General features: G+C 38.3%; 14 protein-coding genes. 10 read left to right on the forward strand and 4 right to left on the reverse strand.

The annotated features are described in order from the left end of the window. Positions 1-7 precede the first annotated feature (7 nt). On the reverse strand, positions 8-775 hold the full coding sequence (locus tag E7K77_RS06325) for a hypothetical protein (protein ID WP_004698043.1): 768 nt from the start codon (positions 773-775) through the stop codon (positions 8-10). A 920-nt stretch (positions 776-1,695) separates the two neighbouring features. On the opposite strand from E7K77_RS06325, the gene E7K77_RS06330 reads away from it, so the two are divergent. The 10 genes from E7K77_RS06330 (at position 1,696) to E7K77_RS06375 (ending at position 10,540) form a co-directional block, all read left to right on the forward strand. Continuing rightward, positions 1,696-2,466 carry a ParA family protein gene (locus E7K77_RS06330; RefSeq protein WP_004698040.1) on the forward strand — a complete coding sequence of 257 codons (771 nt, stop codon included), beginning with the start codon at positions 1,696-1,698 and terminating at the stop codon, positions 2,464-2,466. Positions 2,467-2,645: 179 nt separating this feature from the next. Further along, entirely contained in the window at positions 2,646-3,575 is a 930-nt protein-coding gene (locus tag E7K77_RS06335; RefSeq protein ID WP_118091170.1) for a ParB/RepB/Spo0J family partition protein, read from the forward strand. 323 nt (positions 3,576-3,898) lie between these two features. Next, complete coding sequence (gene hydF / locus E7K77_RS06340; RefSeq protein WP_195213403.1) at positions 3,899-5,164, forward strand: [FeFe] hydrogenase H-cluster maturation GTPase HydF; 1,266 nt, start codon at positions 3,899-3,901, stop codon at positions 5,162-5,164. A 207-nt stretch (positions 5,165-5,371) separates the two neighbouring features. Further along, a complete protein-coding gene (locus tag E7K77_RS06345) occupies positions 5,372-5,893 on the forward strand; it encodes a DUF4446 family protein (protein WP_004694397.1) in 522 nt (173 codons plus the stop codon). A 9-nt stretch (positions 5,894-5,902) separates the two neighbouring features. Further along, entirely contained in the window at positions 5,903-6,859 is a 957-nt protein-coding gene (locus tag E7K77_RS06350) for a M23 family metallopeptidase (protein WP_077707865.1), read from the forward strand. 129 nt (positions 6,860-6,988) lie between these two features. After that, complete coding sequence (locus tag E7K77_RS06355; RefSeq protein WP_004694402.1) at positions 6,989-7,567, forward strand: cob(I)yrinic acid a,c-diamide adenosyltransferase; 579 nt, start codon at positions 6,989-6,991, stop codon at positions 7,565-7,567. A gap of 29 nt (positions 7,568-7,596) precedes the next feature. After that, the gene (locus E7K77_RS06360; protein ID WP_077708642.1) at positions 7,597-8,736 is read left to right on the forward strand and encodes a hypothetical protein; all 1,140 of its coding nucleotides are present in this window, start codon (positions 7,597-7,599) and stop codon (positions 8,734-8,736) included. Between the two features lie 77 nt (positions 8,737-8,813). After that, positions 8,814-9,191 (forward strand): GerW family sporulation protein, encoded by a 378-nt coding sequence (locus tag E7K77_RS06365; RefSeq protein ID WP_004698027.1) that lies wholly within the window; start codon positions 8,814-8,816, stop codon positions 9,189-9,191. Between the two features lie 280 nt (positions 9,192-9,471). Next, the gene (locus E7K77_RS06370; protein WP_004698051.1) at positions 9,472-9,930 is read left to right on the forward strand and encodes an OmpH family outer membrane protein; all 459 of its coding nucleotides are present in this window, start codon (positions 9,472-9,474) and stop codon (positions 9,928-9,930) included. A gap of 88 nt (positions 9,931-10,018) precedes the next feature. Next, positions 10,019-10,540: a nitroreductase family protein gene (locus E7K77_RS06375; RefSeq protein ID WP_077707864.1), complete on the forward strand. Its 522-nt coding sequence runs from the start codon at positions 10,019-10,021 to the stop codon at positions 10,538-10,540. A 162-nt stretch (positions 10,541-10,702) separates the two neighbouring features. Here E7K77_RS06375 and E7K77_RS06380 read toward each other — a convergent pair whose 3' ends face one another. The 3 genes from E7K77_RS06380 to E7K77_RS06390 all read right to left on the reverse strand — a co-directional run bounded on the left by E7K77_RS06380 (position 10,703) and on the right by E7K77_RS06390 (position 12,847). After that, the gene (locus tag E7K77_RS06380; RefSeq protein WP_004694414.1) at positions 10,703-10,990 is read right to left on the reverse strand and encodes a cupin domain-containing protein; all 288 of its coding nucleotides are present in this window, start codon (positions 10,988-10,990) and stop codon (positions 10,703-10,705) included. A gap of 233 nt (positions 10,991-11,223) precedes the next feature. Further along, positions 11,224-11,889, reverse strand: a complete 666-nt coding sequence (locus tag E7K77_RS06385; protein ID WP_215676029.1) for a hypothetical protein — start codon at positions 11,887-11,889, stop codon at positions 11,224-11,226. Position 11,890: 1 nt separating this feature from the next. After that, entirely contained in the window at positions 11,891-12,847 is a 957-nt protein-coding gene (locus E7K77_RS06390; protein ID WP_325306245.1) for a DUF1858 domain-containing protein, read from the reverse strand. Between the last annotated feature and the right edge of the window lie 85 nt (positions 12,848-12,932).

The raw sequence follows: 12,932 nt of genomic DNA on the forward strand, positions 1-12,932 counted from the left end.
TGAAACACTATTGTATTGGCTGCCCCTTCATGGCAATACCAGAAATGTCGGCAGTAGTTTTACTACCTTCCTCTTCTCCCCCATCTTGGGTGTTGACTGTTGCTTTCTCTGGTAATTTTCGAGATGCACAGTTTTGTTGTGAACAAGATGTACAGCCTCGTTTAGTTTTAATATCTTCGTTTGCTGGCATTAAACCGATGATAGCCGTTACAGACTTACGTGGGAATAATAAATAGTTCTCTGTTACTTGTAAGCCAATCATCTCTGTTTTGATGATTTTAGCTAATTGTGGTTGGATTTCTAGTGGCCAGTTGCCATAACCAGGGCTAAAACGCCAAGTTGGCTTATAGCCTTGTTTTTTAGCAATTGTATTGATTACTTCGTTTACCTGATCAGCTACCTGTTCTACAGCAGTTGTGGCTGCTGCATCAAGTAATAAGCCTACCGTATAGTTACCTTGTTTAAATAACTGTTCACTACGAATTTCTACATCTTCTCCAACTGTTACGCCTAATACGTATACTTTAGTAGATTTTTCTAGATGCTTTTCGATGATAGACCCTTCAATTTTAAGCGGTGGATTGCTTAAAATTGTTTTTGTTTCTGCATCGTAATCATATTCTTGATATACACCCCTAGGTGTAGCCAATAATTGGATTTCCTTACATGCTTCGTCAACATAGTTTTGTGGGAAATCCTCAGCGTGACGAAGTCCTGCGTATCGTTTTACTTCTGCTTTGTCGATGGCAGGAAGCATTCCGTTATAGATGGGCATAGAAACGCCTCCTCTTCAAAATAAAAAGCTCTGCGTATCCGTAGAGCGTGTGCTTACTGTTATCAATTGTATATATAGATCTTATAAAGTGATTTTTCTAGACTCTTAAGATTATCAATCTAATTACTATCTAACTAATAGTATATAGATATGAATAATACCTGTCAAAGTATATGGGGCCTGTATTCTCATATAATTTAGTAGTATATAGGTATAGTTTAAAGTTATATCAAAATGATTTTTGTTCATAAAAGTTATTGATGATGAAGGTTTTATATGTTTAATGTTAACCATAATGTTTCACGTGAAACAATTTATTAAATATAATCTAATAATTTGTTATGAGTATATAAGTATATTAATATTAGTTCATTACATTTCGTATATTATTGTTATATATAATGTTACCGATCAAAAGTTGATTACTTTATACCTTTCGCTGATGGTGTTGTTCTATAAATAAAAAAATGATATAAAATAGTTTTGTATATATTTGTCTATTGGTATAGATTTATATTAAGGCAATAATTTTTTACTGTAAAATTTTTTATTAATTCTATAACTTAATTTTACGTTAGATTTTAATCCTTAAATGTTTCACGTGAAACATTTAATCGTAAAACTTATAAAACATTTGATGTAATTTTTCTTATTTTGTGTTGTACTATATAGTAAAGGAATAAATTGCTATGTTTCACGTGAAACAATAAAAAATAAGTGTTGTAATTATATTAATGAAGTTATTTACCTATAAGTTTATGTGCGTAATATAAATGTAAGTGGGAAAAATGTAGTAGATAAATAAAATAATATAGTAGATAAAAAATTAATGAGAATTTGATTTATAAATACCGTAATTAGCATTGTTTTATGTTATAATGGAAAAGAAATATTTTGAACGAAGATGTGAGGTGAATTAAGTGGGCAAAGTTATAGCTATTACTAATCAAAAAGGCGGTGTTGGTAAAACTACAACATCAGTAAATTTGAGTGCTTGTTTAGCTGATGCAGGTAAAAAAGTATTACTGGTTGATTTGGATCCACAAGGTAATGCTAGTTCTGGGTTAGGTATTGAAAAGGATGATTTAGAGCTCTGTGTGCATGATGTTCTAATTGATGGAGAACCAATTGCTGATATTGTACAACCTACAATGCTTGAAAACCTATTTGTGGCGCCTGCAACAATTCAACTAGCTGGTGCTGAAGTAGAACTAGTTTCCGTTGTTTCACGTGAAACAATGTTGAAAAAAGCATTAGCGTCAGTAAGAGATACATATGATTTTATCGTTATTGATTGTCCACCATCTCTCGGGTTATTAACATTAAATGCCTTCACTGCTGCTGATAGTGTATTGATTCCGATTCAAAGTGAATTTTACGCATTGGAAGGGGTTAGTCAATTAGTTAAAACGATAACAATTGTACAACAAACATCAAATAAGGATCTTGAAATTGAAGGCGTGCTATTGACTATGTTTGATGGCCGCACAAATTTATCGATTCAAGTAGCCGATGAAGTAAAAAAATTCTTTGGCAATAAAGTATATAAAACAATTATTCCTCGTAATGTACGTTTAAGTGAGGCACCTAGTTATGGGGAGCCAATCATTGTATATGATCCAAAATCCAAAGGTGCTGATGTATATACGAAATTAGCTAAAGAGGTAATTAAAGCATCTAAAACTAAATAAGCACTAGAGATAAATAAGTATTAAAGCTCAATAAACACAAAAGCGAAGTAAGTACCTAAAGGTAATAAGTATCTGTTATATGTATGTATCTAATGCTAAGAATATTAGTTTTTGGTGGTTTGCGTGATTTACATATTTTAAATTTGTAAATATTTGTAAGGCCGAGAGAGGTTAGTTGTATGCCAAGAGAAATTAAAAGCAAAAAAAGCAAAGCGTCTGGATTGGGGAAGGGCCTTGAGAATTTAATGAAGGTTGACTCTGTAGAGTCTGTATTGCCTGAAAAGGAGATACATGAACTGCCAATTTCTGAGTTAGTTCCAAATGTAGATCAACCGCGTAAAAGTTTTGATGAAGATAGTCTAGCTACATTGGCTGAATCAATCAAGAATCTTGGTATTTTCCAACCGATTGTAGTTCGTAAACAAAAGAATAAATATCAAATTGTAGCTGGTGAGCGCCGTTATCGTGCTGCTATGATTGCTGGATTGAAAACAGTACCAGTTATTGTTAAAAAATATAATACCGAAGAAATGACAGAGGTTGCTCTTGTAGAGAACCTACAACGTGAAGGATTAGATCCCATTGAAGAAGCATTGGCTTATCAAGGATTGATGGATACTTATAAGCAAACGCAAGAAATGATTTCTGCTCGTCTTGGCCGTAGCCGTTCATATATTGCTAATATGGTTCGTCTTTTAAAATTATGTGATTCTGTACAAAAGGATCTTATCGAAGGTGATTTAACGGTTGGTCAAGCTCGTCCATTATTAGCGTTAAGAAGTGCAGCTCAACAAATAGAAGCAGCTGAACGTATTAAAGAGGGTGAGCTAAGTGCTAGACAAGCAGAGGCCCTTGTTAAGTCTATGCAAAATAAATCGTCTAAAGCAAAGACTGGTAAACCTCAAAATACGGCAGAGGTTCGTGCCCTAATGGACCGTTTAAAACTAAGCTTAGGGTCCCCTGTGAATATTAAATTCCGTGCAGGCAAAAAAGTACAAGGAAAAATTGAAATTGCTTTCTCCTCTGAAGCTGAATTAGAAAGACTTATTGCATATATGGATGGGCAAGATCAAACAGAAGATGCGGAAACAATAGAGTTTAGAGTATAATTGGCTAGCAAAAGCAAAAGCAAAAGCAAAAGCAAAAGCAAAAGCAAAAGCAAAAGCAAAAGCAAAAGCAAAAGCAAAAGCAAAAGCAAAAGCAAAAGCAAAAGCTAATAGTAACAACAATAACAATAATAACAGCTATAGCAATTGCAATAGTCGTAATAGTAATAATAACAATCTGCAGTAAAAGTGTAGTCTACGGGCTGCGCTTTTACTGTATTCTAAAGAGATTATAATAAATAATATGATAAGTTATTAGATAATTTATCAGAAGCTTTATAATATATTTTGTAATATATGTGAAGGTTAAGTAACAAGGATAGGTTATGGAACAAACACCTAAGGCAAACCGCATACATATTGCCTTTTTTGGCCGTTGTAATGCTGGTAAGTCTACATTGATCAATATGTTAACTGATCAGCCTGTATCGTTAGTATCCGATGTGGCAGGGACTACAACAGATCCTGTAAGCAAAGCTATGGAAATCTTACCACTTGGCCCTGTGGTGATTACTGATACTGCTGGTATAGATGATACAACTGAATTAGGTGCATTGCGCATGGAGAAAACCGAAGAGGTCGTGAAAAAGATTAACTTGGCTGTTTATGTGCTTCGCACCGATGAAGAGCCAACCTCCGACGATATGCACTGGTTAGGTCTTTTGAAACAAAATAATGTACCTGTTGCACTTTTCATTAATGAGATTAATGCGGTGCCAAACAATTTAACGGAGTCTAAAGCTAGTATAGGCAGAGATATACTGGGAGAGCGTTATATAGCAGATCATACGGGTTTATCTGAATTGGTTACTGTCATTGGCTCTGCTGACTTCACATCTGATGCGAAACGATTAGAGTTGCTTGATCTACTCGGTGGGCTAACACCACTTGATGTAGAAGGGGAGCAAACTCTTTTACAAGGTTTAGTTGAAGAGGGGGATACAATCATTCTTGTATGTCCTATCGACAGTGCCGCACCAAAGGGGCGACTCATCTTGCCACAGGTACAGACTATCCGAGAAATTCTCGATCATAAAGGCTTAGCTTTAGTCTGCCAAACAGAAGAATTACCGGCTATGATTCACTCGCTTAAGAATCCCCCTAAAATGGTAATCTGTGATTCCCAAGCATTTGATCGGGTTGATGAGTTGACACCCGATTCGATTCCATTGACATCCTTTTCTATTTTGATGGCGCGGTTCAAGGGAAAATTACAGGATTTAGTAACTGGTGTTAAGGCTATTAAGAATTTGAAAGCTGGTTCCAAGGTACTTATCAGTGAAGGTTGTACACATCGTCGTCAATGCGATGATATTGGGACTGTAAAAATACCTAATCTTTTAAAAAAGCAAGGCTATACAGATTTACAGTTAGAATTCACTAGTGGGGGAGCATTCCCTAAGGATGTATCACAGTATGATTTGATCATCCACTGTGGTGCTTGTATGTTAACACGCCGTGAGGTGTTACGTCGTATAGAATGCGCTGTTGTACAAGGTACACCCATTGTAAATTACGGTGTACTCATAGCAGCTCTACATGGTATACTAGAACGAGCAATAAGCCCATTTGTTGACGAACTAGAGGGCTGATAAATAGCCTAATAAATAGCATTGTAATATGTATGTAACACATACATTTAGATATACATTACATACTTGCTATATAAATTGTTATATAGATATCGTTTATCTATATTAGATATATTAAATTAAATTGCATGCAGTCATTTAACTTTCACAATTGGAATGGTATAATTAACTGTTGGAGTTTTGATGATTGTATAGGAAGGAAAATACATGTTCGAATCGATTCAACCGTGGATAGGCATGGTTACCATCGTTCTTGTTATAGTGTTATTCGTATATTGTGTAATCTTACACATCCGCTTAGGTAGCTTGAAAAAGAAATACGATTTCTTTATGCAAGGGGAGCATGGTGCGAGCCTAGAGCGTAAATTATCTGTAGAGGTCAGTGAAATTCGCGATGCTGCGAAGGGCCTTGAGTCCTTGTTATCCGAGCAAGTGGCAATCCGCAATATTCAGAGTAATACGATACAAAAAATTGGCTTTATTAAGTATAATGCCTTTGAAAATATCGGAAATGATTTGTCCTTTGCGCTTACCTTGCTAGATGGCAACAATAATGGTATCTGTATCTCTAGTATTTACGGTCGTAGCGAATCTCGTATTTTTAGTAAACCTATTGTGAAAGGTAAAAGTTTAGTAAGTCTTTCACAAGAAGAATTAGAAAGTTTGAACGAAGCGTTGGGTGAGCGTACTAATGAGGAAGCGTTGACGAGCGCTATCGTTTCGAAATAAGGAAGTTTTATGTTGAAAATACCGGCATTCATTTCAAACAAAGTTGAAAGAAATGGTGACAACTGCATATTGACATTAACTACCAAGCAAGCGAAACTCGTTGCCATTATTGGTTCCGTAGTATTGGTCTTGGCATTGGTACTCGGTATTTGGGGCATCGTGCGCCAAGCTGAGATTGTGCAATTACGTCAACAAACGCAATTGCAATCGGAACAGTTGAAATTGTTACAACAAAAAACAGAAGTTCTGGATAAGAAAATTCAAAACTTAAATCAAATTAGTGAAGAGAATAAGCAAATGCTGAAGGGCGCTGAATCTGGCACACCAGCTCAAGGTGGCGGGGATGGTAGCGACCCAAAGCAGGAAGCCGCTGATAATAGTGAAGCACAGACGTTAACAGCGGCACAATTATCGGCTCGACTATCCAAAATGGATAAGGAAGCACAAAAATTGCTTGTTAGTTTCTATACGATGCGCAATATCCTTCGCGATGGTGGCGCACAAGATTTGATGGCATTACAATCCATCAATTTCTCCGCTGGTTCTGGTGGTGCTGTGAATAGTACGACACCTAGTATTTGGCCAAGTAAGGGCGTTATTACATCTCCATTTGGTAGCCGTGTTGACCCTGTTACGGGTGCTATTGGTGCATTCCATGAAGGTATCGATATTGCCGATGACTATGGTTCTCAAATCGTGGCTACTGCGGCAGGGGTGGTAACCTTTGCGGGGTATACAAGCGGCGGTTATGGTAATCTCGTTGAAATCGATCATGGCAATGGCTTTGTTACCCGTTATGGCCATAATAGTGCCGTATTGGTAACGGTAGGGATGAGCGTGAAACAAGGTCAAACCATAGCTTTGATGGGTAGTACTGGTAAAAGTACGGGTGCCCACGTTCACTACGAGGTACGCCTTAACAATACGCCTGTAGACCCTATGATCTTCTTACCAATTAGCAATTAGAAATATAAAAGCTTATATAAGACCTAAAAAGAACTTGTTATGCGTGCATATGCGCTCATAGCAAGTTCTTTTTCTTTCCTTTTGTATATATATATTGTAAAATAAAAGTATATGAACGGAGGTATATCTATGAAGGCCTATGTACAAGTTTATACCGGCGAAGGCAAGGGCAAAACAACTGCCGCAATCGGCCTAGCCATTCGTGCCATCGGCGCTGGCAAGAAAGTCCTCTTCTTACAATTTATGAAATCTAAAGTATATAGTGAGCATACTATTTTACCTACCTTAACAAATTTAACCTTAGAAACTGTGGGCAAGCCATTCTTTATCATCAAAGAAGGGATGAAGAGTAAGGATGAACTTGCTAAATGGGGCGATGAAGTCGTTGTCTTTGAGTCTGGTAATCCTCCGAAGGATTATGTAGCGCTCATCGAAAAAGGCTATGAACGTGCACTCGCTGCTATCAGCAGTGGTGAGTACGACCTCGTTGTACTTGATGAGTACAATATGGCTCTCTTCTTTGAACTCATTACATGGGATAAAACTAAAGCTTTACTCGATGCTCGTCATCCAGAAACGGAACTCGTATTTACGGGACGTGGGGCTCCTCAAGAATTAATTGATGAGGCCGATCTCGTAACGGAGATGAAAGAGATTAAACATTACTACCTACAAGGCGTAATGGCTCGAAAAGGCATTGAAAACTAATCATAGGAACACCTAAGGAGGTGATGTGGTTGAGTACAGTGGCTATTGTGGCCCTCGTTATTGTGGCCATCATTGTAGCACTCATCTTGACTATCCTACTGGCACCAATCACATATAGCATCGAAATTGATGGGCGGACACCATATCGTGGCGAGCTGCGCATCAAATGGCTGTGGCGCGTATTTTCACTCCACTTAGCGTACATTCAAAATAAACCATTTTTTAAGGAATTATACGTTTTAGGTGTACTTAAGATCGGTCCTGTGAAAGACTATGAACAATGGCTTGAAAATCGTGTAGATGAAGAATATCAAAAGGTAATGGATGATGACGGCGACATATCACAGGCAGAAGCTTTTGCAAAGGCTATGCAAGGAGGCGGACAAGGTCCAACTGCAAGCTCTAGCGGCACAAGCTTTGATGACTTGAAGAGCGCCCAAGGCTCCGATACAATCTTTGATGATGACGAATCACCAGGGGCGGGGAGCGCATCTAGGGCAAAGGAGCGCATTGAGCGACCTGATGCGGCTTCTAAGGATATGGATGCACAAGCTCGTGCTGAGCGGTATGATTCGATACAACAAGATCCAACGGCTCATATTCAAGATGATGATGAAGTAATAAGTCATGTTACTTTCAATAGTGACGGCTCTATCAAGGAAAAGGTCTTTACAAAGGTAAATGATATTAAAACGACTGTGAAACAACGTTTTGGAAAGCCTGATTCCAATGATCCGGTAGCATCATTCAAGTCTGAAATTCCTACATTCTGGTTCATGAAACACTTGAGAAATACAGAGTTGTGGCGTCAGATATTCCTTGTGTCGAAACGATGCTATAATCACTCTAAACCACGTGATATGGCTATAGAGGGCCGATTTGGTATTGGTGATCCGTATCGGATGGGGCTTATTGCCTCTATGTTGTATAGCATTTGGCCTGAGCAAGCAGAGTCTATTGAGATAGATTATGTGAACTGGGTAGCTGAAGGCAGCGGCCATATTAAAGGTCGTATGATTCTTGCCGTATTGGCATGGTATGGTACTAGATTCTTGGTATCTAAACCTATGCGTTCCCTATTGGGTGAAAGCGCTCGTGTCTTCTGGGTTAAACGGAAGGAAGCAAAGCAGCTAGAAAAGCTAAAAGCCGAACAGGGTCAAACAGCGTAAGGATATATAAAGTCAATTGAGTATATGAGCTATATTATTATAGCTATAATACTTTCACAAAAAGCGGAGGTACTGTGATGGAGAACAGTAATGTAAAAGAGAATTTGGAAGTCCTATTCGAGAAGTTTAAAAATATGATTAAAGTGGAAACTGTAGTTGGTGAAGCTGTGCAAATTGGCGATACTACGCTCGTTCCATTCGTTGATGTAACCTTTGGCTTCGGTACTGGTACAAACCATTGCACAGCCAACAAAAGCCAAGAATCTGGCGGCGGTGGCGGTGGTGCCAAAATGGAACCAAGCGCAATCCTTGTTATTAAAGGTGACCGCATCGAATTGTTCAACATTAAGGGCAACCCTTACAGCAGCAGCTTTGATCGCCTTATCGGTTTGGTGCCTGATCTCGTGTCCAAATTGAAATCCGATAAATACATCTATTTAAATGATGAACAATAATTCGGTGAATAATAAACCATAATTTGATGACAAATTATAAATAATTGGTGAAAGTCGAAATGCCCACATGTGTGTTCTGAATATGTCTGTATCGATTGCTTTAAGGGTCTCAGAGTATGCTTGTGGGTATTATTTTAAGTTCTAATAACTTTCATAAGTAGTTCATAGGGCTTTATTATGCTATTTATCATAGTCTTGTGAAAGTTAGCAAGATTTGTTATAGTAAAAATAGTACACTATTGGATTGTATAGTGACACTTTTAATCGAGGAGGATTTCAGATGAAATTATCTAAAAAATTGACTACCTTAGCTATCGTTGGTGCTATGTCTGCTACTGCTGCAGTAGCAAGTGCTGCTAACATTGGCTTAGTAAATATGAGCCAAGTAGTAAATAGCTACCCTGGCTACGGTGCATTAGATATGAAAATGCAACAAGTAGACGCTCAATACCGTCCACAAATTGAAAAAAAAGTACAAGAAATTGAAAAAATTAAAGACTCTGCACAAGCAGAAGCAGAATTCAACAAAACTGTAGCTCCATTGCTTCAAAAAGAAAACGAAGAAATCAATAAAATTGCTCAACCTATGATGCAAGCAATTCACAACACTGTTGAAGCTATCCGTGTTGAAAAACAAATGGACGTAGTATTGGATGATCCATACACAATTCGTGCTGCTGACGCTAACAGCAAAATCGAAAACATTACTAACGAAGTAATTAGCCGTCTTAAAAAATAATAAGCACGAAACCCCCTAACTGAGGTATCAGCTAGGGGGTTATTTATTAAAATACATTTTAATAAATCCGATAAAGGAGTGAGATTTAATGAAAGATTTTAAAGTATTAGCCACAGAGCGGTATTCGGTTCGAAAATTCGATACTCGACAAGTGGAGCAGGAGAAGGTAGATATGTTACTAGCAGTCGCTCGATTAGCACCTACGGCGCACAATTATCAGCCACAACGACTGCTCGTGTTAAATACAGAAGATAGCTTAAAGAAACTAAAAGATTGCACTAATGGTCACTTCAATGCACCGTTGGCAATTATCGTTTGTTACGATAATACGGTGAGCTGGAAGCGAGAATACGATGATGCAGATATGGGGGTTGTAGATGCTAGCATTGTGGGATCCCACATTATGTTTACCGTAGCCGATATCGGTCTAGGCACAACGTGGATTGCTCATTTTGATCCTGCTAAAGTTCGCAAGGCATATAACTTGCCTGATAATATCATCCCTGTAGCTATCTTCCCAATTGGTTACCCTCATCCAGACTGTGTTCCTGCACCAGGCCATACAAAACGCTTTGATGTGAGTGAATTTACAATCTATAATTCCTTTTAAAAGAATGTTTTTAGACTATGTATTACTCTATAAGTATTTAATAACTATGGATATAACTGAACTATTGAACAGTTATATAAAACTTAATAACTATATGATTTCTCTTTAATACATACTCCATATAAAAAGGACAGTTGCTTGTATCAACTGTCCTTTGGTATTTTATTCTGGTTTATGAATGAGGTTTACAACGAATTCGCTGTCTTCTACGAGTGTAGCTTGGATGTAGTTGTCGCCATTGAATTCCAATACTTGGCCTGGTACAAGTACATGCTCTTCCGTTTCATTAAGGAACACTTGTACTTTACCTTTTACTACTGTAAAGATGACATTAGCTTCTGGATGGTTGTGTTTTTCCACCTTTTCACCAGCCTTGCCGCCTTTTTTTACGATTACATAGTTAGGACCTTGGAATAATAAACCTAATTCTTGATTAACTGTGCCTGCCATAATGGACCTCCTAGTTCTAATTTTTATATTGAAAGTTTAATGTAATACATACTATGTTGTATATCTGTCTTATAATTGTATTATAAATGATATTGTTTATCAATGCTGTGCTTATGGCTACAGTTTCGAAAATAGTTAAGCTATTGTATAATTTATATAAAAATAGGTATGAAAAAAGGAGCGTAAGTTACGCTCCTTTTTCAGTACATATATCTGAGAGTAGATAGTTTATATTATTTTTTACGAATTGAGTATAAACGTGTGCCGTTTTCTTCTGTCGTTACAAGTTCAAATGCTGGATCGATAGCTTTTACAAAGGCCTCGAACCATGTTTGGTAAGCTAATGCCATGAACTTAGGGTCAACGCCTGCTGTACGCCAGTAGCCTGCTTGTAATCTGTGGTCGCCAACCCATGTAAATTCTTCTGGGCTTTCAGAAACCACTTGGTCACCACCATCGCAAGGCATGCCATTTACGTAGAAGTTTTGTAACGCATTGTAAATCGCTGGTGCAGTGTGTTCTTCAAGGTTATCTTGTGCCACAACGCCACATGCTTGGCCTTGTACTGCAAAGGCATCTAGAATAGCGGTTACTACGTTTACTGCTTCATCGCCGGAGTTTGTGTCGAGCATATCCTTGATGAAAGCTGCTTCGCGAACGGAAGCGATGTTGATTTGGTTGGATAACCAGCCATGAATATTGCCATGGTCGATGATGTTTTCCAAGGGAATGCTTGGATTAATTGGCTCGCCGTATGTATCTACGGAGATGGAGTGTAGTTCCTCTGCCAAATCATCAACAACTTTAGACGTTTTTTCTAAAATCAAGTTTTCACGCTCAACGAGCAATTGAATTTTGCGATATAACCAGTAATGGATGTGACCTAAGAATGCGGACATATTAAGCTCCTTTTCGTGCTGTTTCTAATTTCTCTACTAAATCGTATACATTAAAACCGTGGATTTCTGCGGCTTGCCATAATGGCTCAGCTGTTGCAGATGGGCAACCTAGGCAGCCCATACCAATACCTTGTAATACAGGTACAACATGTGGGTAGGTTTCAACGATGTCGCGAATAATTGTGTCTGGAGTGATAGGGGAACCTGCTTCGAGACGTGGTGCTTCTACTTCAGGATCGTTACCTTGACCAGGCAAGAACACAGCTGGTTCTTCGGACTTGCTTTCAGCTGGAGCCCCTTCAAGGTCGCCCAATACAGCTGCTTTGAAAGCCTCTAAACCAATGCGGTCGATGAATTCGCCCATGCGTTCGATTTGTGCGTTTTCTTTATAGTATGCGATGATTCGATCAACTAATGCAAGAGCTTCTTTTTCTGTTTTAACTTCTGCGATGAGGTCGCCGATGCGAGGATGCGCGCCGCCGCTACCGCCAGCGTATACATTCCAACCTTCTACAGTACCGATAACACCCACATCTTTCATGCGGCTTTCAGTACAAGAATTTGGACAACCGGACACGCCGATTTTCATTTTGCTTGGCATTTCAAGGGACAAGTACTTGCGTTCGATTTGCATGCCAAGATGTACGCTGTCTTGTTTAGCGCGTTTACAGAAGGTAGTACCTGGGCAGATTTTTACGCTGCGTACGCGGTTAGATACAGTGTACGCTGGCTCCATGCCAAGCATCTCCCATGCTTTATCTACGTCTTCTGCTTTCAAATTTGTAATCATAATGCGTTGGCTGCCAGTTAATTTAAGAACAGCGCCGAACTCATTTGCTACGTCGATATATTTTTGTAATTGATCTGGTTGAATGAAACCTGCAGGAACGCGAGGTGTAATTGCATAACGGCGTTGACCGTTTTTTATGCGTTGTAAATTTGCTGCAATTTGTGCCATATTAAATCCTTTCTCGAGCCCTCTCTGCGGAGAATAGTGGCTAAAACTACTTAGTTAATCTATAAAACTCTTTATATATTAATTA

This window comes from Veillonella parvula (genome assembly GCF_032577575.1).
In the GTDB taxonomy this organism is placed as follows: Bacteria; Bacillota; Negativicutes; order Veillonellales; family Veillonellaceae; genus Veillonella.